The 23087-nt window shown below is 44.6% G+C and carries 21 protein-coding genes; 16 read left to right on the top strand and 5 right to left on the bottom strand.

Annotated elements, in window-relative coordinates:
* Positions 1-17: 17 nt before the first annotated feature.
* The 3 genes from MsAg5_RS00795 to MsAg5_RS00785 all read left to right on the top strand — a co-directional run bounded on the left by MsAg5_RS00795 (position 18) and on the right by MsAg5_RS00785 (position 3293).
* Positions 18-272 carry a KEOPS complex subunit Pcc1 gene (locus MsAg5_RS00795; protein ID WP_338098710.1) on the top strand — a complete coding sequence of 85 codons (255 nt, stop codon included), beginning with the start codon at positions 18-20 and terminating at the stop codon, positions 270-272.
* A 320-nt stretch (positions 273-592) separates the two neighbouring features.
* Positions 593-1633: a PDDEXK nuclease domain-containing protein gene (locus MsAg5_RS00790; RefSeq protein ID WP_338098709.1), complete on the top strand. Its 1041-nt coding sequence runs from the start codon at positions 593-595 to the stop codon at positions 1631-1633.
* A gap of 154 nt (positions 1634-1787) precedes the next feature.
* The gene (locus MsAg5_RS00785) at positions 1788-3293 is read left to right on the top strand and encodes a serine--tRNA ligase (RefSeq protein ID WP_338098707.1); all 1506 of its coding nucleotides are present in this window, start codon (positions 1788-1790) and stop codon (positions 3291-3293) included.
* Positions 3294-3599: 306 nt separating this feature from the next.
* Here MsAg5_RS00785 and cls read toward each other — a convergent pair whose 3' ends face one another.
* Positions 3600-5093 (bottom strand): cardiolipin synthase, encoded by a 1494-nt coding sequence (gene cls, locus MsAg5_RS00780; RefSeq protein WP_338098706.1) that lies wholly within the window; start codon positions 5091-5093, stop codon positions 3600-3602.
* Between the two features lie 901 nt (positions 5094-5994).
* Positions 5995-7068: a formate--phosphoribosylaminoimidazolecarboxamide ligase gene (locus MsAg5_RS00775; protein WP_338098705.1), complete on the bottom strand. Its 1074-nt coding sequence runs from the start codon at positions 7066-7068 to the stop codon at positions 5995-5997.
* Between the two features lie 425 nt (positions 7069-7493).
* Here MsAg5_RS00775 and MsAg5_RS00770 point away from each other — a divergent pair, with 425 nt between their 5' ends.
* Together MsAg5_RS00770 and MsAg5_RS00765 are read left to right on the top strand one after the other, a co-directional pair.
* On the top strand, positions 7494-8210 hold the full coding sequence (locus MsAg5_RS00770; RefSeq protein WP_338098704.1) for an MIP family channel protein: 717 nt from the start codon (positions 7494-7496) through the stop codon (positions 8208-8210).
* Between the two features lie 182 nt (positions 8211-8392).
* Entirely contained in the window at positions 8393-9511 is a 1119-nt protein-coding gene (locus tag MsAg5_RS00765) for a THUMP domain-containing protein (RefSeq protein ID WP_338098703.1), read from the top strand.
* Positions 9512-9640: 129 nt separating this feature from the next.
* Here the strand turns inward: MsAg5_RS00765 and truA are convergent, their stop codons facing one another.
* Positions 9641-10465, bottom strand: coding sequence for a tRNA pseudouridine(38-40) synthase TruA (truA, locus tag MsAg5_RS00760; protein WP_338098702.1), 825 nt, complete (start codon positions 10463-10465; stop codon positions 9641-9643).
* 70 nt (positions 10466-10535) lie between these two features.
* Between truA and MsAg5_RS00755 the strand changes: the two genes are divergently transcribed.
* On the top strand, positions 10536-10694 hold the full coding sequence (locus MsAg5_RS00755) for a hypothetical protein (RefSeq protein ID WP_338098701.1): 159 nt from the start codon (positions 10536-10538) through the stop codon (positions 10692-10694).
* Here MsAg5_RS00755 and MsAg5_RS00750 read toward each other — a convergent pair.
* Positions 10679-11761, bottom strand: coding sequence for an ArsR/SmtB family transcription factor (locus tag MsAg5_RS00750; protein WP_338098700.1), 1083 nt, complete (start codon positions 11759-11761; stop codon positions 10679-10681). The two genes, MsAg5_RS00755 and MsAg5_RS00750, sit on opposite strands and share 16 nt — an antisense overlap.
* Before the next feature lie 418 nt (positions 11762-12179).
* Between MsAg5_RS00750 and MsAg5_RS00745 the strand changes: the two genes are divergently transcribed.
* A complete protein-coding gene (locus MsAg5_RS00745) occupies positions 12180-12959 on the top strand; it encodes a RecB family exonuclease (protein ID WP_338098699.1) in 780 nt (259 codons plus the stop codon).
* 395 nt (positions 12960-13354) lie between these two features.
* Here the strand turns inward: MsAg5_RS00745 and msrA are convergent, their stop codons facing one another.
* Positions 13355-13870 carry a peptide-methionine (S)-S-oxide reductase MsrA gene (gene msrA, locus MsAg5_RS00740; protein WP_338098796.1) on the bottom strand — a complete coding sequence of 172 codons (516 nt, stop codon included), beginning with the start codon at positions 13868-13870 and terminating at the stop codon, positions 13355-13357.
* Between the two features lie 276 nt (positions 13871-14146).
* Here msrA and MsAg5_RS00735 point away from each other — a divergent pair, with 276 nt between their 5' ends.
* The 9 genes from MsAg5_RS00735 (at position 14147) to MsAg5_RS00695 (ending at position 23073) form a co-directional block, all read left to right on the top strand.
* Positions 14147-14866, top strand: coding sequence for a flavin reductase (locus MsAg5_RS00735; RefSeq protein WP_338098698.1), 720 nt, complete (start codon positions 14147-14149; stop codon positions 14864-14866).
* 87 nt (positions 14867-14953) lie between these two features.
* A complete protein-coding gene (locus MsAg5_RS00730) occupies positions 14954-15088 on the top strand; it encodes a rubredoxin (RefSeq protein WP_338098697.1) in 135 nt (44 codons plus the stop codon).
* Between the two features lie 269 nt (positions 15089-15357).
* The gene (locus tag MsAg5_RS00725) at positions 15358-15645 is read left to right on the top strand and encodes a hypothetical protein (protein ID WP_338098696.1); all 288 of its coding nucleotides are present in this window, start codon (positions 15358-15360) and stop codon (positions 15643-15645) included.
* Between the two features lie 30 nt (positions 15646-15675).
* The gene (locus tag MsAg5_RS00720; protein WP_338098695.1) at positions 15676-16122 is read left to right on the top strand and encodes a hypothetical protein; all 447 of its coding nucleotides are present in this window, start codon (positions 15676-15678) and stop codon (positions 16120-16122) included.
* Between the two features lie 457 nt (positions 16123-16579).
* Complete coding sequence (locus MsAg5_RS00715) at positions 16580-17281, top strand: 30S ribosomal protein S3ae (RefSeq protein WP_338098694.1); 702 nt, start codon at positions 16580-16582, stop codon at positions 17279-17281.
* A 701-nt stretch (positions 17282-17982) separates the two neighbouring features.
* Complete coding sequence (locus MsAg5_RS00710) at positions 17983-18786, top strand: HAD family hydrolase (RefSeq protein WP_338098693.1); 804 nt, start codon at positions 17983-17985, stop codon at positions 18784-18786.
* Between the two features lie 319 nt (positions 18787-19105).
* Positions 19106-20851, top strand: coding sequence for a methyl coenzyme M reductase system, component A2 (gene atwA / locus MsAg5_RS00705; RefSeq protein WP_338098692.1), 1746 nt, complete (start codon positions 19106-19108; stop codon positions 20849-20851).
* Positions 20852-20923: 72 nt separating this feature from the next.
* Entirely contained in the window at positions 20924-22567 is a 1644-nt protein-coding gene (gene mmp3 / locus MsAg5_RS00700; RefSeq protein ID WP_338098691.1) for a methyl-coenzyme M reductase-associated protein Mmp3, read from the top strand.
* Entirely contained in the window at positions 22564-23073 is a 510-nt protein-coding gene (locus MsAg5_RS00695; protein ID WP_338098690.1) for a methanogenesis marker 6 protein, read from the top strand. The genes mmp3 and MsAg5_RS00695 overlap by 4 nt, the downstream gene beginning before the upstream one ends.
* Positions 23074-23087 lie beyond the last annotated feature (14 nt).

The raw sequence follows: 23087 nt of genomic DNA, 5'->3' as shown, positions 1-23087 counted from the left end.
AAATGTAAGGTGATGATTTGTCCAAATTAAAAATATCGGGAACGATTCGTTTTATTGAAGAAACCGACGCTGAAAAAAGCGAACATTTGTCTCAAAAATTGGTTTTGTCGTTGGCGCCGGATAACTTTTTAGGAATGACGACAAAAACCGGAGACGGCTGTTCCGAGATTCATTTGGAATCCGGAAAAGTCGGATCCATTTTGGCGACGGCAGACGATTTGCTCATGAATGCCGACGGTGCGGTTCGCGTGAAAAAATCGTCTCAAAAGTGAATTGCAGCCGGATGATTCGGGTTTATTTTTTGAATCAATATCGGAAGGACCGTGGCGCAGTGCGCCACACATATATCAATTAAATTTGTGTTCAGTTAAATCAAGATTGAGCCTGTTTTTAAAAAAAATAATTTATTTTTAGATTATTTAATTTTAAAAAACAATCACATTTTCAATGTTTTTTAATTTTTCTATTTTTTCAATTTTACTTGTTTATTTGAATTTCATCTATTTCCAGCAGATATTATTAAAAAAATTAAAATGTTATTTATAACCCCTCTTCATTTTGGTATTACCAATAATTGCAGAGGAGAATATTTATGGAAAACGATGCGGATGATATTGTTTATGAGAACATAAAATATGTGTTAGATTCAGCAAGAAAAAATATCAACTATACGATTAATTTTTCTATGGTCGGAGCATATTGGAATGTTGGTAAGATTATTGTTGAAACTCAGAATGAAAGAGAAGATCCAATAGCAATTGATTTTTTAATCAAAAATCTATCTTTAAAGTTAACGAATGACTATGGGAAAGGATTTGAACAATCCAATTTAAGGCGAATGCGTCAATTTTACCTTCTGTTTCCGGCCCTTGATTCATTAAATCCGGCTTTAAGCTGGACGCATTACCGGTTTCTTCTCAAAGTTGAAAACGAATCTGCCCGTCAATTCTACATCAGCGAATGCGCTGAAAACAATTGGAGTACGAGAGAACTTGAGCGGCAAATCAACTCGTTTTATTATGAACGCCTCTTGTCCAGTCAAAAAAGAAAAAGTTCGGCAAAATCAAAAAACAAAAAGACAAAATCCAAAACGAATTCATCGATTGCTCCGGAAGACATCATCAAAGATCCTTTTGTTTTGGAATTTTTAGGTCTTGATCAAAGCGGTTCTTTGTATGAGAAGGATTTGGAAAAAGCCCTTATCGATCACTTGCAGACGTTTTTGTTGGAGCTCGGAAAAGGATATTCTTTTGTTTCCCGGCAAAAACGCTTATCTTTCGACGGCGAGCATTTCTACATTGATTTGGTTTTTTACAACTATATTTTGAAATGTTTTGTGCTGATTGATTTAAAAATGGGAAAGCTGACGCACCAAGATTTGGGTCAAATGCAAATGTATGTTCATTATTTTACACGGGAAATGATGAACGAAGGCGACAATTTGCCGATCGGCATTGTTCTGTGTGCAGATAAAACGGATGCGGTCGTCAAATATACGTTACCGGAAGACAATTCTCAAATTTATGCCTCGAAATATAAATTGTATTTGCCGACAGAAGAAGAATTTAAGAATGAAATTAAATCCAAAAGGCGTATTTTGGAACTCAATCAAGATGCAGAAACGATTTCATAAACGGCTGATTTTATAAAAGTTTCAACCGGTTGTTTCAATTTTCTTCAACTTTTTTATGTCGACGGGCTTTCATCCAAACGTTAATTAAAGAGAATGCTCTTTTTGACTCATTTATTTCGTATATGAATTGAGATTCAATAAAACAGGTGTTTTGATGGAATTTTACCTCAAATGTTCTTTAAAAACAAGTGCAGATCCGACGGTTGCGAAAGAAGCGATCGCTCAAATTATGGCGGACGCCGAAACCGGCATTTTGGCGAAAGGAGCCCCGGCCGGCGAGGGCGCTAAAATCAAGTCCTGGTCCTTGGGCGACAACAAAATCAATTTGGAGCTCACATCCGGGAAAAATGTCCGCGTCCATGACGCAGTCTTACGTGTCCGCAAACAAGTTGCTGACGCACTCGGAAAAGCCAAAGTCGGCGTTCGCGGCATTGAGGTGGACACGTTCACGATTACGGTGCCGTCTCCCCATGATTTGAAAAATAAAAATATTCCGCACGTCAAATCCGTTTTGTTTGACGAAAAAGCGCAAACCCTTTGCCTGACGCTGGACGTCGGCGAATCCGAAATGAAAAACCAAGTCCCGGACCGCATTCTCACCCTTTTGGAAGACAAAATCGAGCAAGACGAATACGGCGCCAAAGCCGAACATTGGCATTTGCTTTGGGAAAGCGAAGACCGACCGTTCCATTATGTGGACGACCCGACCGAAGATATGCTCAAACACGGCTGGCTCAAGCGCGGCGCCGGACGCGGCCAATGGATTCACGGCCCGGCCTCCACGAAATTGTTCCGCACGTTTGAGAAAATTGTCGTCGACGAAATTTTGACGCCGCTCGGCTACAACGAAATGATTTTCCCGAAACTGGTGATGTGGGACATTTGGAAACATTCCGGACACGCCAAAGGCATTTACCCTGAAATTTACTACGTCTGCCCGCCGAAAACCCGCGACCCGGCCTACTGGGAAGACGTGATGGACTATTACAAAGTCACCCGCGAAGTGCCGACCGAATTGATTAAAACCAAAATTGGCGACCCGATCGGCGGCATGTGTTACGCGCAGTGTCCGCCCTGCTGGGGATTCTTCCAGGGCGAAACGATTGCAAAGGACAGCCTTCCTGTTCGCGTCTTCGACCGTTCCGGAACGTCGCACCGCTACGAAAGCGGCGGCATCCACGGCATTGAACGTGTGGACGAATTCCACCGGATTGAACTGGTTTGGCTCGGCACCAAAGAACAAGTGGTCGAAACCACACAAAAGCTGCACGAGCGCTACATGCACATTTTCAACGACATTCTCGATTTGAAATGGCGCAAAGCCTGGGTGACGCCCTGGTTTATGGCGCAGGAAGGACTCGCCGGCGTGGCCGCCGACGAAGTCACCGGAACAACCGACTATGAAGCGCCGCTGCCGTACCGCGGCAAAGACGGCGAATGGCTGGAATTCCAAAACGTGAGCATCAACGGCGACAAATATCCGACCGGCTTTAACGTGAAATGCCAAACCGGCGAACAGCTTTGGAGCGGCTGCTCCGGCGTCGGATTGGAACGCTGGACTGCAGCGTTTTTGGCGCAGCACGGACTCGATCCCGAAAAATGGCCGGAAGAGTTCAGAAAACGCTTTGGTGAGATGCCGAAGCTTGTGAAGTTCATGTAACAGATTTGCTCGAAATTTGCTCCCTTCGGTCGCAAATTTCCAGGGGCGGTGGAAAGACCGCCCCGTCAGCGCTTCGCGTGGGAATTCGTCGCTTCGCTCCGAATTCGAATCTATTTTTTCATATTTTTTGAAAACGTATCTCTTCTTTTTTTATTTTCAATTAAAATGTGGGTGTTTTTTTGCAGATGTGCGCCGCCCGCCAAAAAAGGATAATCGATGCCGATTTTTTATGAATTCACAATAACCGTGGCTTCGTTTTTGAAAAAAAGTCAAGAAAAGACGGCAGCCGTCTTTCCTTTTCTCGAATTAAAGAAGACCGGCTGCCAGTCTTGAAATACCCATTTTAAACCGAAGCCACAGGTTTCGGTTGTCATACATTTCTTCGGTGTATTCCGTACAATATTTGAGGTCATCCATAAAGGCGTCCACCATTTCTTTTCCGATTTCTTCGGAATAAACGACGGCATTGGTTTCAAAATTGAGTTTCAGGCTGCGTTCGTCAAAGTTGGCGGAACCGACGGAACAATATTTGCCGTCAACAACCATTGTTTTGGAATGAACAAAACCGCGATTATAGTTGTAAACGCGAACGGAACCATCTTTGATCAGCTGTCCGGCAAAGGCGAGACCGGCCCAATACACGAACGGATGGTCCGGTTTATTCGGCATGATAATTCGAACATCCACACCGGAATAGCCGGCCAAAATCAAAGCGTCGCGAATTGTCGGGTCAGGAATCAAATACGGCGTATGCAGATAGATGGTTTTTTTGGCGGTGTTGATCAGCTTCAAGTATTCCGTCTGAATCGGATTGCGGATCGTGTCGGGACCGCCTGAAATCAACTGCATTTTTTTATTCCGGCCGGTTTTCGGCGCTATCAGCGGATAATATTTCGTATCCAGCGGCAATTCTTTGTGGGACGCGTATTCCCAGTCCATCATAAATCTCAAATTCATGGTGTAGACGCCGATGCCTTCCACCCGGACGGCAGAGTCGCGCCAAAAACCCAAAGGCCCTTTGCCGAGATATTCGTCGCCGATGTTAAAACCGCCGACGTAGCCGATGGTTCCGTCGATGACGGCAATTTTACGGTGGTTGCGGTTGTTCTTTTTCGGACTGAGGAAAACGGTGATGATTTTGTGAAACGTCGTAAACTCGCCGCCGGCTTTTTCAAATTCGGCCAATCTTTTTTTGGGGCCTTTGTTGTTGCCGATCGCGTCGATCATGAGCCGGACTTCAACGCCTTCCTTCACTTTTTCAATCAAAATATCCATGAATTCGTTCGACAGCTTGTCGTTTCGGATAATGTAATATTCGATGTGAATGAACTTTTTGGCGTTGCGCAGGTCTTCAAACATGCGGCTGAATTTCTTTTCGCCTTCCGTAAACAGCTCGACGTCGTTGTCTTCCGTATAAAACGAACCGCCGGCTTTCATGAAAGCTTCGCTCATTTGGTAAATTTCAATTTCTTCGTCGGACTTCCCTTCCTTTTCTTTGGCTTTCAAGAGCCGGATGACTTCGTTTTGTGTCGCCAAAAGCTTGTCGTCGTCCTTTTTCTTCAGCTTAAATTGATGGCTTCTGTAAACGGTTTGTCCGATAAACAAATAGACGATAAACCCGAGAATCGGAATAAGGATCAAGACCAAGATCCACGAAATCGTGCTTCTCGGGTCGGCGCGTTCCATGAAAATAAGCGCCATGATAAAAATAAAGTTGACAATCAAAATCAGAATCACAAGCCAATAAGAAAGTGTTCCGGTCGTAAGTCCGGTCAAAAGGGAGGGGAGAAATAACATCATAAATGACACCGTTGAAAAATGAATCACATTGATTATCAGAATTAAAACAAATGAAATCAAATCAATCAAATCAATCAAATAAAGCAAATAAAGCAAATAAAGCAAATAAAGCAAATAAAGCAAATAAAGCAAAATAAAATAAATTGAATACCATATAAATAATTTAAATTATATAAATGTGTCATTTCCACACAAAACAAAAACCGACCCGCCGAATTTCAAATCATGAAAAATGATCGCTTTAACGCGCGCGGCGGCGCAGCGTCAGTTACAGTACAGTACCCTTCCGATTTGTATCCCGTAATTAACAGTAAAGTAGCACAGTACCCGTTCCGAATGTTATCCCGCAAGTTCAGACCTCTGAACGCCGCAGGCGTGAAGAGGGCGGAACTTGGCGGATTGCTGCAAAAATGAGATGAATGAACAGAACAGCAGCTGAGACCCCTATTTTTAGATTCCAATTTGCACCTACAGTTCACTATTTTTAAATTTCAATTTGCACCTACAGATTACTATTTTTAGATTCCGGTTTGCACCTGCAGTTTACTATTTCTAGAGTGCAGTTGCACCTGCTGTTTCTAACAAGACACATGATTCTTGGTCCGATTTGCACCTACTGTTTCTGAAAATACAGTTGTATTCCGAATCCGATTTGCATCTTCAGTTCATATTTTGAAACTGTATTTGCTCAGCGGTATCCGTAAAATACAAACGCTATCGCGTTTGATTTTACGGGATGGTTTGCTTGACATCTTCAAAAAGCAGTCTCTGATTTTTAAAAACGCAAAAAGAAAATGGGTACCATAACGCGCGCGCCCGCTGCCCGCTCAAAAAAAAAACAAAAAAAGTAAAAAGGAAAACGAATTCAGTGAATGAATTCGTTTTTGATTTAAATCTAAAATTAAGAAGTGATGTCGTCCAACTGGTTTTGTTTGACGGCATTTTTAATTTCCCGGGCAATGCGTCGTCCGGTGGATAAGTTTTCTTCCACCAAATCCGAGTACGGAGAACCGGAAACATAAAGGTTTGTTCCGGCAACGATTCTGGCCGAAATTTCGAACACTTTAATTTGCAGGTCGTCGGTGAACACCGTTTCCAAACAGAAGGAACCAATCATGCCGCCGAACAGGTCAATCGACTCTTCAACGACGCGGGCGCCGAGCTCAAAAATGAGCGGCAGAAGCGACTCGCGGGCAACCAGGGGTGCGTTTCCGGTCACGACGTAAGTCGGAATGATGCCGGCTTCGAGAAGCTCTTTGGGAGATCCCAGACGGAAAATTTCGTCGGCGTTGGACTCGACGCGGCGGTCCATGCTGAGCATTTCCAAACTGCCTTTGCTGAGTTTGTAGCCGGTTTCTTTGATCGGAGAATAGAAGTAGTGCAAATAGTAGCGGGTTCCGACGATGAATCTTTGGATCGTGAACGTTTTGGTCGTGTCGATGTGTTCCATGAAATCTTCGTAGGTTTTGGCGATGAAGAATCCTTTGCCGCCGTGAGCGCCGTCGTATTTGACCATGACGGGGCCGTCGATGTCGCGCGGGTCTTCGATGACGTCAGGCATGTGAATGCCGGCGCCGATGAGCCATTCTCTTTCTTTTTTGCGGACGGATTCCCATTCGAGAACGAGCCGGTTGCCGAACGTTGGCAAATCCATTTCCTCAAAAATCTCGGGACCCATGTAGGCCACGAAAGATCCGTGCGGGATAATGATGGTGTTTTTGGCCTTCAGCGCGTCGATGTGGTCGAGAAGGTCGGTGTATTTGTTGAGAACCAAAAATTCGTCGGGTTTTCCGAGCGGGAAAGCGTCGTAATATTTCGGCGGTTCCCGGAGGCAAATACCGAGGGTTTTGAAGCCTTCCTTTCGAGCGCCGTCGAAAATTTGAAGGCTTGAGTGTGAACAAATCGTTGCAATGGTGATGTTTTCAAGGTCGTATGACTTCACAACATCCGAAATGTGCTCTTTTGTAATAACCATAAAAATGTGTCCTTGAACTTTTGAATCTAAAAGAAGTTATCATATTTAAGGCTATTTTTTAAAAGAAGAAGCAAGGTCAAATTCAGTCCTTTTTTTGATGGTTCAAACCATTTTCAAATTGTTTTCAAATTGTTTTCAAATTGTTTTCAAATTGTTTTCAAATTGTTTTCAAACAGTAATTTAAATGAAGTTATCTGAATCGCATATTTGAATACTCTTGTTAGAATATAGACTGCAAAGATTATATATGTTCATCCACATTTCAGAAAAGGACCGCAGACTACGCATTTCAAAAAATGTGTCTTTGTGGTTCACAGCAATAAATTTCCACAGATTGTTGTTTTTGTTATTTTTGTAAAACGCCACATTAGAAATTGAATTATTTCACATAAATCTATCACACACAAAGATTTTGGAGAATCTAAATGGATATCATGGATATTAAAAAATATGCGGCAGAGCTTATCGGCACAGCCGTTTTAGTTCTTTTCGGTTGCGGCAGCGCCGCAATCTTTGGATCGCAGTTGGGCATCCTCGGCATTGCGATGGCTTTTGGTCTTTCCATCGTCGCGATGGCTTACGTCATCGGCGGAATTTCCGGCTGCCACATCAACCCGGCCGTTTCAATCGCGATGTTTATTGACAAACGCTTGTCCGCCAAAGACTTCGTTCTCTACGTTGTCTTCCAAGTGATCGGCGCGCTCGTCGGCATCGCTCTTTTGGCGCTCATCATCAGCATGACCAGCCTCGGCGGCATCGAAACCACCGGTCTCGGCGCCAACGGATTTGATTCCGCGTCCCTCGTCGGTTTGAACATGACCGGCGCGCTCATCGTTGAAATCATTTTGACCTTCGTCTTCGTCTTCACCATCCTCGGCGTGACCGAAAGCGAAAAATACGGCTCCGTCGCCGGCATTGTCATCGGCCTTGTCTTGGTTTTCGTCCACATCATGGGCATTCCGCTCACCGGAACCTCCGTGAACCCGGCCAGAAGCTTGGCGCCGGCCATCTTTATGGGCGGCATTGCCCTTCAGCAAGTTTGGGTCTTCATCGTCGCACCGCTCGTCGGCGGCGCTCTTGCGGCTCTTGTCTACCGCTTCTTTAAAGTGGCGGACGACGCGAAGAAGTCCAAGAAAGCTTAATTTTGGACATAATTTATATTGAGACGGATCTGCTTTTGCAGTTCTGTTTCGATTCTTTTTCTTTTTTGTATTTTTGGACGGGCGGCGACGCGCGCGTTATGGCAATCACTTTCCGTTGATTTTCAAAAAACGGACGGCGTTTAAGGAGAACTTTTTATATCTTCGGTTTTGTTTTACTGTCCATGTTGTACGCGTTTGAACTTTCCGGAGAACACCAAAGTTTGCCGGCGGCGGAAGTTTTGGGTACTTTAGCGTCCCGAAATTTGAATTATGCCGTTTTTGCCGAATACAAGCAATGTTTGGTCGTCGACATTTCCTCGGAAACGCTGTCAAACGATGATATTCTTTTGATTCTCAAAGACGACGTCTCCCGCGTTTTGGCGATGTCGCACACGATTTCCCGAGTCATCGATATTGTTGACGTGTCGGAAGAATCTGTTTTATCGATGGCGGAAAACTTTCCGTTGGATGATTTAAAACCCGGACAAACTTTTGTCGTCCGCGCCAAAAGAATGGGCGACGGCACGCTTCTCAAATCCGTGGACATCGAAGGCCGAATCGGCGGCCGCATTTTCCGCCGCGGATTTCGGGCGGACCTCAAAAATCCGGACGTCACATTTCGCCTGACGCTGACCGACAAAGCCGTTTTCGGGGTTTTGGTTGCCGCCGTCGACCGCGGCTCGTATGAGCACCGGTCGCCTCAGCGAAAACCGTTCTTTTATCCCGGCGTTTTGATGCCGCGGGTGGCCCGCGCGCTTGTCAACATGGCCGGCGTCAAAGAAGACGCGGTGGTCGTCGACCCGTTTTGCGGAACGGCCGGCATTTTATTGGAAGCCGGTTTGCTCGGCGCAAAAGTCTTCGGCGTCGACGCTCAGGAAAAAATCATTGAAGGCGCCGATTTGAATATGTCCGGTTATTCCATTGCCGGAGAACTGCTGTCCAAAGAAGAGCGGGAAAGAAATCAAAATGAAACGGACCGCCCGAACGGACGGATGGATTACGAATTGCTGGCCGGAGACGCTTGCCGGCTGCCGTTTAAAAATGAAGTTGCCGACGCAATCATTACGGACCCGCCATACGGACGCTCAGCAGCGATTAAAGCGGAATCGCTGGAACTCTTATACGAAAAGTCATTTTTGGAAACGTACCGGATTTTGAAAAGAAACAGAAAAGCGGTTGTCGTTTCCGAAATAGAGGTGGAGGCGTTTGCCAAAAACGCCGGGTTTGACATTCAAAAAGTATACAAGCAGCGTGTTCACCGGAGTTTGACGCGCACCATTACGGTTCTTGAAAAAAAGTAATTTTTAATAATAAAAACAAAAAATAAAATAAAACAAAACAAAAAATAAAACAAAACAAAAAATAAAAAAACGAAAAGAAAAACAATTAAAATATGAATTGATTTTTAAAAACAATCCACTGTTTCGTTTTTATTCCGGTTTTTTCTCGTGAATGATGAATTGTTCCATGACGGTCGAAATAACTTTGTGGCGCTCGGCTTCTTTTGTGTAATGTTCGTTGACGTGCCGGACCGCATAGCCGTCCATTATCCATTCCGGTTCCGGATCGTACCAAATGTCCATGAAAACCAAACCGACTGCCGGAGCGGGTTCAATTCCTTCTTCATAGTTGTCCGCATCCAGCATCTGCTCAATCCAGTCCACCGGACGAAGGCCGCTGCCGACCAGCGTCAGCGCGGTGACGATTTTTCGGATCATGTTCCACAAATACGCGTTGGCTTCAATATCGACCCGGATGATTCCGGTACCGACCCGAATATCTAATTTTTCAATCCGGCGAACCGTCGACCGGGGATTCTTTTTGTCTTTTTTCGCAAAATTGGCGAAGTCGTGTTCGCCCAAAATGAGTTTGGCCGCTTCACGCATCTTAGAAATGTCGTAGTCGCCGCTCAAAATGTAACGGTATTTCCGGCGCACGGCGTGCCGCCGCGGATCAAAATCGTCGGGAACTTCCGCGTACGCCCACGCCCAAACGTCGCGCGGGAGTTTGGAATTAATAACGCGGGGAATGGCAAGCCCGGGATTGACCGTATAAAAAGAAACGATTTGAGAAAAAGCGTGAACGCCGGTGTCGGTTCGCCCGGCGGAGGAAAGGTCCGCAGATTCGACATCTTCAATCGCGCCGGCTTCTTTGAGCGCTTTTAAGAGTTCCCCTTCCACCGTCCTCAATTCCGGCTGGATTTGGGAGCCAAAAAACGCCGTGCCTTCATAGCCGATTTTTAAAGCGATTTTCATAATCTCACACCGATTTAATAAATTAGAAACATAAAACTGAAAAGTTTAAAAATATAAAAAGTTTTCACTTTTGATTTTCTTTGAACAAAATAAAAATAAAAAAGATAAGGAAAGTAAAAAAACGGAAAAGATGAAAAGAAAAAATAAAAAGAAAATAGAAAAACCAAAAATAGAAAAACCAAAAATTAAAACAAAATTGCTTCAACCGTTTGATTATTTCTGTTTTTGAACGTGATCATTTGTGTTTTTGTTTTTGGAGACGGAAACGTATTCCACGACCCAAATGACGACGCAGACGAAAAGCGCGCCCAGAATGAACCAGAACGCTTGGTAGCCGACCGAATCATAAATCCAATTGGCGGCGGCGGCCAAACTTTCATGAATTCCGCCGGGAGCGGCGTTCACGCCGGCGTCGGCGGCAACGGTTGCGTTGTAAGCGGCGTCGCTGACATAAGTGTACGTGCTTTCATTGAGAAGATAATTCGGGTCCGCGTAACTGACCGGAACCTCGGTATACGGCGCATACAGATTGCGGACATCGGAAATGACCGACAAATCAATATCGTTCGCATACGGCGCAATGTTGGTGTCGTAAATTTGACCGACGTCCGCCATGACGGCTTCCGGCATGGCCGATGGTGCCGGAACGGGCGCGTCGCCGGCGACCGTTGCGTTGGCCGGTGTTGTATTGGCAGACTGAACGATGTAATCTCCGGCAGCCGAATTTGTGTTATAATCATAATAACGCCCGGACTCGACCATTATTTTAGCGTCCGACGCCATGCTGGTGTTTTCGACAACGCTGCGGTGCGACCGGAAAAGATAACTGAGACCGAATCCTGCAAAAACAGCACAGGTAAACGCGAACGCATATTTTTGAAGCATGGTGATAATGGAGATGCGGCTGATTTTTTCGGGCGCGAAGACGATCACTTTTTCGGGCGCCTCGTAAATTTTAACTTGCCGGCCCTTCTCGCTGTATTTTATTTTTTTGACGTTCACGAGATTGTTTTCAACCAAAATATCGACGTTGTACTTGATGGTCGTCAGCGGCAGGCCTAATTTCTCGGAAAGCTGGCTGGAAGACATGCTTTCCTTTTTGAGAGCGTCCAAGATTTTCATAGACGTTTCGTTGGACAAGATTTGACGGATTTTTTTAGAATCGTCGTTCACCGGAATAATAATTAAATTGTCGGCGTCAAACTCTTCAAAAGATTCGTCGTCGGACGTATCCGTAACGATCGGTTCTTTTGATTTCGGTTTTTGAATCCCGTTGCTTTCTTCGACTGAGTTCATACGCTTCATCCTTTTTTATTCGATTTGATCGAATATTATTTTTTGGACCGGAAATGCTCCCGGCGATAAATATTTAGAAAATCTGTTTTATATGACGATTCTATGATTCATAAGCAATTCATTTGAATATTCCGATAACTTCAAGTTCATTCGCAGTTAACATTTTGATGAAAAACAACATCAGAATCAGTGATTGTTTGTTTGAGTCCGTGGTTTCCCGAGTCAGTCAAATAAATTGGCTTGATTCCTGTATATATAAACCGCTCAATATTTAGTATATTTCGGTCTTTGATTCAGACAAATTAATATGAAAAAAGATTGTTTGAATGACTGATTACTTTCACCGTAAGTTTTAGTTTTTTAAACTTGAACGTCTAAATCAGATCCGATTTTCATTTTCAATTTTGTTGGTGACCCGATGACCGTTTATTCCCACACGCGCTTGGCCCTTTATGAAAAATGTCCGCTGGCCTACAAATACCGCTACATTGACAAGATCAAGCCGGCCGAAGCCTTCACGAGCATTGAAATGTTCATGGGGTCCCGGGTGCACGATACGCTGGAATACGTGTACAAGCAGCGCAAAAAATCGCCGATGGAAAAGATTACGCTGTCCGAAATGCTCAGTTACTACGATTTTGTCTGGAAAAAGAACTGGGCGGACGACGTGAAGGTCATCAAAGAAAACATGACGGCCAATGATTATTTGGATCAAGGAAAATTAATTTTGTCGGAATATTATCAGACCTACCAACCGTTTGACCGCGACGAAACGCTGTCGGTGGAAGAACGAATCGACATTTCGATTGAAGGATTCAAACTGATGGGCTTCATCGACCGTTTGTCCGTCAACAAAGAAAGCGGGCACGTCGAAATTCATGATTACAAAACGTCGAGTCATTTGCCGGACGTGACCGATCTTCAAAACGACCGGCAGCTGGCGCTTTACCAAATCGGTATTCAAAAGAAATACAATTTTTATGACAAAGAATTTGATATTATTTACCATTATTTAAGATTCCGAAAAGAAATCCGGCTTCAAAAGTCGGAAGACGAATTGGAAAACTTGAAAAAGAATATTGTGACCCTCATCCAAACGATTGAGCTGGCGTCCTGGGAAAACGATTTTCCGGCCTGCGTTGGGAGTGCTTGCCGCTGGTGCGAATTTTCACCGGTTTGTCCGGCTTTTAACAAATGAAAAAAATCTTTTTGTTTTTGAGCGGCGGCGCGCGCGTTATGGCGATCGTTTTTGACGATTCATCCAAAAGCAAGGGGCGGTTTCTTTTTTATTTCATATTTTATCTCATTTTTTATCTTTCAAGCAAACCACCCCGCTTAAACAGACGCTTTGCGTCTGTTTAAGCGGATACCGCATACAATTGGGATTGGAATAGCTGACAGCAGATGCAAATTGGAACAAGTGAAACGTGTATTGTCAGGAAACAGAAGATGGAAAACGGTACCAATAAACCCCTGTATTGTTCAAAACAGTTGATACAAAACGGTTCCAAGAAAAACCTGTATTGTTGGAAACAGATGACACTGATTTCAAAATAAAAACAGCCGACTCAATCTGAAATGAATACTTGTTTCTTAAAATATCTTCCGATAAACGTGGCAGTAAGGCGTCCCGTTCTTTTTGGAATAATACTGTTGATGATAATCTTCCGCTTTCCAAAACGGTTCCGCCGGCAAGATTTCGGTGGCGACATCGTATCCGAGATTCGTCAGAATCTGAACATATTTTTCCGCCATTTGTTTTTGTGAATCGTCCGTGTAATAGATCCGGGACAAATACTGAGACCCGATGTCGGGACCTTGTCCGTTTTTTTGCGTAAAATCATGTGTTTCAAAGAACAAGCGGACCAGATCTTCATAAGAGACGAGATTTTCATCATAAACGACTTCACCCGCTTCCACATGTCCGGTTTTTCCGGTGCAGACCAACGGATAAGACGGTGACGAAACACAGCCGCCGGTATAGCCGACTGTCGTGGAAACGATGCCCGGCTTTTTTTGAAAATGATATTCAGTTCCCCAGAAACATCCGGAAGCGAAGTAAGCGGTTTTAAGGGTTTGAGATGATGAAGATGAAAATGAAAATGACATTTGAATCACAAATTAAAGAATTGAATCAAATTATATAAAAATATTCTAATAAATATAACTGACCTTAATAGGAATAATTATTAATAAAGGCAAGTCTTATAGATATGTTTGTTCACATCATTTTAAAAAACGAAAAAACCAATAACGAAACATAACGAAAACAAAAACAATAAGAACGAGGAAAAACAATTTGAATAAATTGTTTTTTCACGGTTTTTGTCTCATTGACATTATTTTACATCATCTATAATTGATTTACACCAAGAGGGGAAGATTATGGACAAATCAGTATTTCGAACACTCACTTACGGCATGTATGTCTTAGCAACCCGAAACGGCGACAATTATTCCGGGTGCATCGTCAACACCGTTTTTCAATTGACGTCAGAACCGCCGATCATCGGCGTCAGCGTCAGCAAAGACAATTACACGCATGACCTCATCATGAAAGAAAAAACGTTCACGGCATCGATCATTTCCGAAAACACGCCGGTTGCCGTCATCAACACGTTCGGCTTCCGTTCCGGACGCAAAATCAACAAGTTTGAGAATTTCCAATACAAAATGCTGCCGTCGAATTTGCCGTACGTCACCGAAAAAACATGCGGCTGGCTGGAGTGCGAGGTCATGGAAACCGTTGAACTTCCGACACATACTGTTTTCATTTCAAAGGTATTGGATTCCGGCGTTTTGGACCGGGAAACGCCGATGACTTACGCATACTACCATCATGTGATCAAAGGAAACGCTCCCAAAAACGCTCCGACGCACCTCACAGAAGATGTCCCCGACCCGACGAAACCAGCGGACGAAAACGACGCAGGAGACAAAACAAACGCAACGGCCGGCGCCGCCAAAGAAAAGAGAATGGCTTACGTTTGCAGCGTTTGCGGACATATTTACGACGGCGACATTCCGTTTGAACAGCTGCCGGAAGACTGGATGTGTCCGACTTGCGGCGAAGGAAAGGAAAATTTCATCCTAAAAGAAATTTAATTTTTAAAAATTTTTAAAAGAAAATTAAATATATTTAGAATATAAACAAGGTTTCAGTAAGAAAAATAAAAGGAGATTGTGAAAAATATGGCGATTCAATACGTTTGCACAGTTTGCGGCTACATTTACGATGAAGAGACACCGTTTGAAGACTTGCCGGACGACTGGTGCTGCCCGATTTGCGGCGAAGGAAAAGAAATGTTTGAAGCGGAAGAAGTCTGATTGACTTCTTTTGATTCTTTTTTTATTATTTTGCTCATTTTATTGACTGTTTTGTTTCTGCTTTTTAAATTTTGTTTTTATTTTGTTTTTATTTTGTTTTTATTTCAGTTTATTCTATTTTTTCTATTTTCATATTATCTAAAACAGATTCTATCTAATTCATTAGTATCTTTTTTACTCTATAAAATTAAATAGAAAGACGTAAATAACATCAGGTTTTACAGAGTAAATACTGCATCCAAAATAGTTTAGATCCGGAGGATGACCTGATGTTTGAAAGATTTTTGTCGGCAACACTATTGAATTTCTATTATCTGGGGAATTTTCTGATTTCCATGACGATGGGAACGATTTGTGTTTTATTTCTGCTGGCGGCAACGGCTCTGATCATGCGGGTTTCAACGGAACTCGGCCTTGAAAACGATTATTGGTCGATCGTCTTGAAAAACATCGCCGGATTTTCATCCGTGGCTTTACTGATCTTTTTCACGGGAATCGGCATTGCTTTTGTCCTCAAAGACTTTCGCAAAGACTTGAAAAAAGAAACGATCTATTGAAATAAAAATTTGAAAAAAGGAGGAGAAGAGATGAAAAATGATATTTCCGCAACAAGCGTCTTTAAACAAATGGCAGTCAGCATGGTTGTTTTGACCGGATACTTCATGACGCTGTTTTTGATCGGATACATGGCAACGTTGTGCTTATCTTGGCCGCTGGTTCATTTGTTTGAATCGACCGATCCCATCAAAATCATCACATGGACCGGATTGGCCGTCATATCAACGCTGGCTTTAACGGACATGACCATGGTTTTTTCCAAAAAAGTGTCTCTGGGAATTGTTGTGATGTACATTCCATACATTTTGTTTTTGCTGGCGAAATCCGCTGCCAATCAAACGTCAAAATCCGCCATCGTTTCCGCCAAAGAAATTGCGAGATCCGTCGTTTATAATGACGCCCGTTCAAAATATGACATCCGTTCAAGCACGGATGCAATCACCGGTTTGTTTCTGAACCGGCGTCATGAAATGTGAACAGGTTTCAAAGTAAACAATAAATTCATATCGGATGAAAGGAATGGAATTTGAAATCATTCCGATCTTCCCCTATTTTTTCATAATTTTATGAACCATATTCTTTATATACGAAAAAAGACTTTTCACCTCGCCAATCCAAATTTTATTCTTATTTATCCCGATTCCGTTTTTCGGAATCACAGCGGCTCTTGAAAATTCGAGAGACAACAGTCTGCACTTTTGATTTGAATCATCATGATGGCGGCGTTGTCCAAAGGCAAACCGAATTTTAAAGCCAACCGATTCTTAAATCGATTATAATAATTTTGACAATTCATTATAACGTTTTTAACAATCTTTGCTTTATTCATTCATCCTTTATTGAGTCGTGTCTCAAAAATGAAAAATTAAGAAATAAATTAAAAATTAAAATAAATTAAAATAAAGTTTAATCTCACAATCGGAGGAACCAATTATGGCAAGAAAACAACAAAAGAAAGTGGACAGCTGGAAAGAGAAGAAATGGTACAACATCGTCGCCCCGGAATTCTTAAACAGAACCGTCGTCGGACAAACCGTTGCTTCCGACCCGGCTTTGATGATTGACAGAATCATCGAAACCACCGTCGGCGAAATGACCAACGACATGTCCAAAAACAACATGAAAATGAGATTCAGAGTCGTCCGCGTCAACGGCGATGTCGCTGAAACCGCCTTTTTGGGCCACATGCTCACCAACGACTACCTCCGCTCCATCGTGAAGCGCCAAACGTCCAAGATCGACGCGATGCTGACCGTCAGAACCGCAGACGGATACATCGTTTCCATCAAACCGACCTGCTTCACCGTCAAGAGAGCCAGAACCAGCCAGATCAAAGCCATCCGCAACTTGATGACCAGAATCGTGGTTCGCCGCGCCGTCAAATCCAACTTCGAAGACTTGATCCAAGAAATCGTCACCGGAAAGATGTCCTCCGCGATCTACAAGCAAACCAAAAACATCTACCCGCTCAGACGTGTCGAAGTCCGCAAGACCGAAGTCATCAAAACACCGAGCCAGAGAAGAGTTCCGCAACAAGCAACCGTTGTTGAAGAAGTCATCGTCGTCGAAGAAGTCGATGCGGCCGGCAACGAGACAATCGAAGTCGTTGAAATTGAAGAAGTTATTGAAAACTAACTTCTCATTTCTGATTCAACAAAATGAAAAATTGAGAAATCAATTTTTCAACAATTTTCCTTTTTTCAAGTTATCTGTTTCAGTTTGCATTTTCTGTTTTTTAAATTTCAGTTGCACCTACAGGTGACTGTTTTCAGATTGCATCTGCAGGTGACTGTTTTTTAGATTGCAGTTTGTATCTGTTGTTTCCAAAAATACAGGTCTTTCTTGGTACCGTTTTACATCAGCGTTTCTAAAAATACAGTTGTTTTCTTGGTACCGTTTTGCATCTACTGTTTCTAACAATACACATGTTTCCTAATCCGTTTTGCATCAACTGTTTCTAACAATACACATGTTTCCTAATCCGTTTTGCATCAACTGTTTCTAACAATACACATATTTCCTAATCCGATTTGCACCAGCCGCTTCTAATAATATACATGATTCTTGTTCCGGTTTGTAACAATTTTTTGTGCTGTGCTGCATCTGATTGCATACGGTACCCGCTTAAACAGACGCTTTGCGTCTGTTTAAGCGGGACGGTTTTCTTGGGAGTAAATTGGGAAAAAGCAACCCCAAATTAAAAGAAAAACAAACAAAAAACTGCCAACAGGTTTTGAAATACAAAAGAAAAAGTATCGCCATAACGCGCGCGCATGCCGCTCGCCAAAAAAGATGAAATTGCAAAGGTTTATAGTCAAACTTAGACTTTTCACATCATGGAATCTTTTAAACAAAAAGCGGTCGTTTTTGACTGTGCGGGAACGCTGGTCGAAATGTACCGCGTCACCAAAGAAATGGAATCGGGAACGGTGCTTTCCGAAGCCGACAATTTACAGCTCGTTTCCAAAACGGAACGTTGCGGACTGGTGATTTTAGACGCGCCGGTCGATCTCATCAAAGACCAAGACCCGGAATTGCTGCTGTCCGACTTTTTACGGACGGAACAAATCCCGTTCGGCGTCGCCTACGCCACCAAAGGTTTTGAAACCGGCGACATTTCCCGAATCCTTTTGTCGGACGAAACGCAAATCGCCCATTTCCATGAAACAAACCAAAAAGCCGTCGACTTTTTTGACGACATCATTTACGAAGTTTCCGGATTCGTCGCCGACGCCCGCGTCGATAAAATTTCCTACGTGATGAGCACGGGCGGAAAATTGTTCGACAACGCGCGCCACGTCATGGACGCGCTTCGGAACGAATACGACATCTTTATCGCGTCGGGCGACAATTTCGATAATCTGTACCGCGTGTCCGAAAAGCTGGGCATTCCGGACGAAAACGTCTTTGGACTGCGCAACGACCAACGCAAACTCGAAATTATTCTGGACCTCGAAAACCATTATCCGTTTGTCGCCATGGTCGGCGACGGCCTCAACGATATGTTGGCGCTGGAAGCCGCCGACTGCGGCATACTCATCAGCCGGCACAATTACCACACGCCGGACGAACTGAAAGAATCGGCTGATTTCGTCGTCGATGATTTGGGACAATGCGTCGATATTCTCAAAGATTTCTGAAATGCAGACCAATTAAAAATATTAAAAGTATTAAAAATAAAAAACGAAATAAATCTAAAAACCATTAAATAGGAATAATTCCTATTTAGTGAAAACTCTTTTTCTCATATTATTATTAAAAAATGAAGATATAAATAGAGGCAATTTAATATAAATCGGCAAGATGATATTGTCGTAGATATTTCAGTCACAGATTATTAATAGAATCTCATAAAATAGAAATCACATTTCATTACATTACATATGAATGATGAAGCCACCCCAAATTAAGATAAAATCGACATCGATTCAATGAAAATGATTACGGAGGAAAATTTTAATGTCAGCATTTATTGAGGTCAAAAATCTGTCCGTGGATTTTGACGGCAAATTTGTCCTCAAAAACGTTAATTTAACGGTTGAAGAAGGCGAAGTCATCGGCATCCTCGGAAAAAGCGGCGCCGGAAAAACAATTTTAATGCACGTCTTAAGAGGAACGGAACACGTCGGACACATCACCGGCGAAGTATTATACCACATTTCCAAATGCGACGGCTGTCACCGCGTTGAATTTTCAAGCATGGCCGGACAAACTTGCAGCTGCGGATGCGGCGAAAAATTAAAACCTTACACCGTTGACTTTGTCGCGTCCGGACTTTACGACGAAGAAAGAAAAGACGTGACGAAACGCATTTCCATTATGATTCAGCGCACGTTCGCCCTTTACGGCGACGACAGCGTTCTCACCAACATTTTAAACGCGCTCACAGAAGTCGGTTACCAGGGAACGGACACAATTAAAAAAGCGGCCGACCTTCTCGAAGAAGTCAACATGTCCCACCGGATGCTTCACATCGCCCGCGAACTCTCCGGCGGCGAAAAGCAGCGCGTCGTTCTCGCCCGCCAGCTCGTGAAAGAGCCGCTCATTCTGCTCGCCGACGAACCGACCGGAACACTGGACCCGATGAATGCGGAACTCGTGCACCAAGTGATCATGAACGCCGTCGAAACCCGAAAAATGTCCATGATTATCACATCCCACTGGCCGGATGTGATTTTAGAACTCGCCCACAAAGCCGTGCTGCTCGACAACGGCGAAGTCGTCGACATCGGCGACCCGAAAGAAATCGTCAGCCGGTTCATGCGCAGCCACGCCGAAATCGACGTCAAAAAACCGGACAGCTTCGGCGAACCCATCATTAAAGTCGAACACCTGACCAAAAAATTCGTGTCGGTCGACCGCGGCGTCGTCCGTGCCGTCGACGACATCTCTTTTGACGTCTACGAAAAAGAAATTTTCGGCCTCATCGGTCTTTCCGGCGCCGGAAAAACATCCACGTCCAAAATGCTCATCGGCGTTTTACCGCCGACCTCCGGCGCAATCAACGTCCGCATCGGCGAAGAATGGGTCGACATGACCATTCCCGGCGTGAATCAAAAAGGCCGCGCCTCCAAATATATGGGCATCCTCTATCAGGAATACAGCTTGTACCCGCACAGCTGCATCATTGAAAATTTAACCGAATCCATCAGCTTGGACCTCCCGTACGAACTCGGCGTCCGAAAAGCGATTCAAGCGCTCAAAGTCGCCGGATTTACGGAAACAGCCGCCAAAAGCATTCTGGAAAAACATGCGTCCGAACTCAGCGAAGGCGAACGCCACCGCGTCGCGATGGCGCAAGTGTTGATGAAAGAGCCGTTGATTGTGATTATGGACGAGCCGACCGGCACCATGGACCCGCTGACCCGGGCGTCCGTGACCAATTCCATTTTAAACGCCCGCGAAAAGCTGGGTGAAACGTTTATTATCGTGTCCCACGACATGGATTTCGTTCAAGAAGTTTGCGACCGCGTCGCCTTCATGAAGGACGGAAAAATTGTCGCCACGGGCGAGCCCAAAGACATCGTCGCGCATCTGATGGGTGAAAAAGACGCCGTGAAAAAGTGCAAACCCGGCGAAAAAGACAAAGACGACGCCGACAAAAACAAAAAAGGAAAAGGACCAGGCAAAGCTGAATTGGATGAATTCGCCGAAAAGGACGAATCAAAAGGCGACGTTAATACGGACAGCGGATACTGCGTCTGACAACATCAATCGAATCATCACGAATCATCGTAATCGTCATCGTAAAATCATCTTTGAGGGAGATTTGAAATTATGGCAGAAATAAATGTTGAAATTGACGGCGCCGCAAAAACGGTCAAAGCCGGCGCAACACTCGCCGACGCCGTGCCGCATTTCGGCCACCCTTATGCGCCCGGCGCGTCGGTTTGCATTGTCAAAAAGACAGCCAAAGAAGACGCAGCGCCGACCAAAGAATTCACGATTAAAACGTCCAAAGGCGTTTTGATCATTGAGCTCAAGGATCCGGCATCTGTTTCGGCGAAAATATGGCTGGAAAAATACAAAGATTTGAAGCATCCGGTTCTTCTGGAGAATCAAAATGCCGTTTCATTCGGCCCGTTTGACTGCGATTACGACGTATCCAAAGGGATCAAACGCTACCGGAAATACGATGTGTTCCTCGGCGCCGGCGGATTTGATCCGTCCCAAACCACACTGATTATTTGTAAAAAAGAACATTACGCCGAATACGGAACGCCTTCCGACGGCGTCTTTGCGACACTGATCGCCGGCCGGACCAATTTGGAAAAGCTGCAGCGCGGCGACGTCATCGAATCGGTGGAACCTTACGTCAAAGAAGAATCCGCCCTTCAAGGCTTCTGCACATCCGATTTATCCACAAAATTGGAAGACGGCGACCGTTTGATTACGTTTGCCGAAATTGAACTGTCCCCGCATTCCCCGAGCGGCGCCGAAACGTTTTACGCGCTCACAAAAGACGGAACGTTCCAAATCAACTCAACCGCTTTTGCTTTCCGCTCCGACGACACACTCAAAGGCGAACCGTGCGACTACGAAAACTTCGAACCGCGCAAAATCGGCGCCGTGTCGCTGCGGACCGCCGGCACCGGACGCGGACGCATTTACATTTCCACCGCCAACCGGGCGTCCAGCCTCCTGCACTCCGTGATCGGCCATGTGATTTACGGGATGGAACTGCCTTATTTTACGGCACCGGGCGACAAATTCTCCGTGGAAACGTCTCCGCCATACATTATGCTTCTCGGACACACGATTGAAGAGTCCAAAGCGTTGCTTGATTCCATCGACGTGAAATTTACCCATGACGGATACGACGGTCCCGACAATGTGATTGTTCAGCAAACACCGGGAACATCATTGGAAGTGCTTCAGCAGGGCGAAGTCAAAGTCACCGCCGTTGCGCGGTCCAAATTGATTGAAGTGGAATTTTATTACGACCTGGCGCCCAAAACCATTGAGTTTTTCAGGCACGCGATCGAACTGAAAACAAAACCGATCGGCGCGCTGCCGTCGTCAATGATTTACGACGACACTTACATTTTCAAAGCCGAAAAACAGGCGGAAAAATACAAAGAAATCATGCCGGAAAACGTACCCACCGACATGGTGAAAGCCTGCGACTTGGGCATTACCAACCAATCCGCCAAAAGAATGGGTTATGTCGGCGTCCGCTTGGTCGATGAAACCATGTTCGGCCCGACCGGCGAAAAATTCGGCGCGACCAACATCATCGGAAAAGTGCTCAACCCCGAGAATTTGAAAAATTTGCAAGAGGGCGACCGCATTTACATCAAAGAAGTTTATGGCGAAAGCGCCAAACGCCTGCTCCTCGGCCTGAAAGACGACGATGAAGCGGACATGGAAGAACCGGGCGCAGACGGACCGGAATCAATACAACCGGAGGAAAAGAAATGACGAGCCAAACGGAAAATCCGGCAGCAACCGATGCGCCGGAAACGGAAAACGAATCCAAATCCAACGAAATTACCAAAATTATCGCCGTCAGTTCCGACAAAGTTCTGCCCGCCGACGCCGCCCAAGCGGCTTACGCCGCCGGTTATCCGGTGTCTCTCAAAGAAACCTGTTACGGGCTCGTGATCACGGGCAAAGAGGAGAATGTGAACGCCGTCGTGAAAGCGGTTCAAGCTTTGGATTACAACCATATTTTCGTCAAAGACCGCGGCTTCCCGGCCGGCGACAAGCGGCGCTGCCGCGCGACTCGAAACGGTGGACAACGTCCCGGATTCTATACGCTGCACGCCGAAATTTCACGCATGGGCGAAGTCGGCGAAGCGCTTGACGATTACGACGAAGGCGTCCAAAAGGCGCCGGCGAACTGGCCGAAAAAACCGTCGTCCTTTAAGATGGAAGATTTCATCAACGAGACATTGAATGAAGATGATTCAAGTAAAAAAGAATAACACATACAGGAGTT

Origin of the sequence: Methanolapillus africanus (assembly GCF_032714475.1) — an archaeon.
Taxonomy (GTDB): domain Archaea; phylum Halobacteriota; class Methanosarcinia; order Methanosarcinales; family Methanosarcinaceae; genus Methanolapillus; species Methanolapillus africanus.
The sequence above is the reverse complement of the archived record's forward strand: the minus strand, read 5'-3'. Positions and strand labels throughout refer to the sequence as shown.

Excerpts from the sequence above, each read along its gene's own strand:
- MsAg5_RS00770 (WP_338098704.1), top strand. The coding sequence starts at position 7,494 with ATGGATATCATGGATATTAAAAAATATGCGGCAGAGCTTATCGGCACA.
- msrA (WP_338098796.1), bottom strand. The coding sequence starts at position 13,870 with ATGTCATTTTCATTTTCATCTTCATCATCTCAAACCCTTAAAACCGCT.
- MsAg5_RS00775 (WP_338098705.1), bottom strand. The coding sequence starts at position 7,068 with ATGGTTATTACAAAAGAGCACATTTCGGATGTTGTGAAGTCATACGAC.
- truA (WP_338098702.1), bottom strand. The coding sequence starts at position 10,465 with ATGAAAATCGCTTTAAAAATCGGCTATGAAGGCACGGCGTTTTTTGGC.
- MsAg5_RS00790 (WP_338098709.1), top strand. The coding sequence starts at position 593 with ATGGAAAACGATGCGGATGATATTGTTTATGAGAACATAAAATATGTG.
- MsAg5_RS00715 (WP_338098694.1), top strand. The coding sequence starts at position 16,580 with ATGGCAAGAAAACAACAAAAGAAAGTGGACAGCTGGAAAGAGAAGAAA.
- MsAg5_RS00730 (WP_338098697.1), top strand. The coding sequence starts at position 14,954 with ATGGCGATTCAATACGTTTGCACAGTTTGCGGCTACATTTACGATGAA.
- MsAg5_RS00745 (WP_338098699.1), top strand. The coding sequence starts at position 12,180 with ATGACCGTTTATTCCCACACGCGCTTGGCCCTTTATGAAAAATGTCCG.
- MsAg5_RS00710 (WP_338098693.1), top strand. The coding sequence starts at position 17,983 with ATGGAATCTTTTAAACAAAAAGCGGTCGTTTTTGACTGTGCGGGAACG.
- MsAg5_RS00735 (WP_338098698.1), top strand. The coding sequence starts at position 14,147 with ATGGACAAATCAGTATTTCGAACACTCACTTACGGCATGTATGTCTTA.
- MsAg5_RS00750 (WP_338098700.1), bottom strand. The coding sequence starts at position 11,761 with ATGAACTCAGTCGAAGAAAGCAACGGGATTCAAAAACCGAAATCAAAA.
- MsAg5_RS00725 (WP_338098696.1), top strand. The coding sequence starts at position 15,358 with ATGTTTGAAAGATTTTTGTCGGCAACACTATTGAATTTCTATTATCTG.
- MsAg5_RS00765 (WP_338098703.1), top strand. The coding sequence starts at position 8,393 with ATGTTGTACGCGTTTGAACTTTCCGGAGAACACCAAAGTTTGCCGGCG.
- MsAg5_RS00695 (WP_338098690.1), top strand. The coding sequence starts at position 22,564 with ATGACGAGCCAAACGGAAAATCCGGCAGCAACCGATGCGCCGGAAACG.
- mmp3 (WP_338098691.1), top strand. The coding sequence starts at position 20,924 with ATGGCAGAAATAAATGTTGAAATTGACGGCGCCGCAAAAACGGTCAAA.
- cls (WP_338098706.1), bottom strand. The coding sequence starts at position 5,093 with ATGATGTTATTTCTCCCCTCCCTTTTGACCGGACTTACGACCGGAACA.
- MsAg5_RS00785 (WP_338098707.1), top strand. The coding sequence starts at position 1,788 with ATGGAATTTTACCTCAAATGTTCTTTAAAAACAAGTGCAGATCCGACG.
- atwA (WP_338098692.1), top strand. The coding sequence starts at position 19,106 with ATGTCAGCATTTATTGAGGTCAAAAATCTGTCCGTGGATTTTGACGGC.
- MsAg5_RS00720 (WP_338098695.1), top strand. The coding sequence starts at position 15,676 with ATGAAAAATGATATTTCCGCAACAAGCGTCTTTAAACAAATGGCAGTC.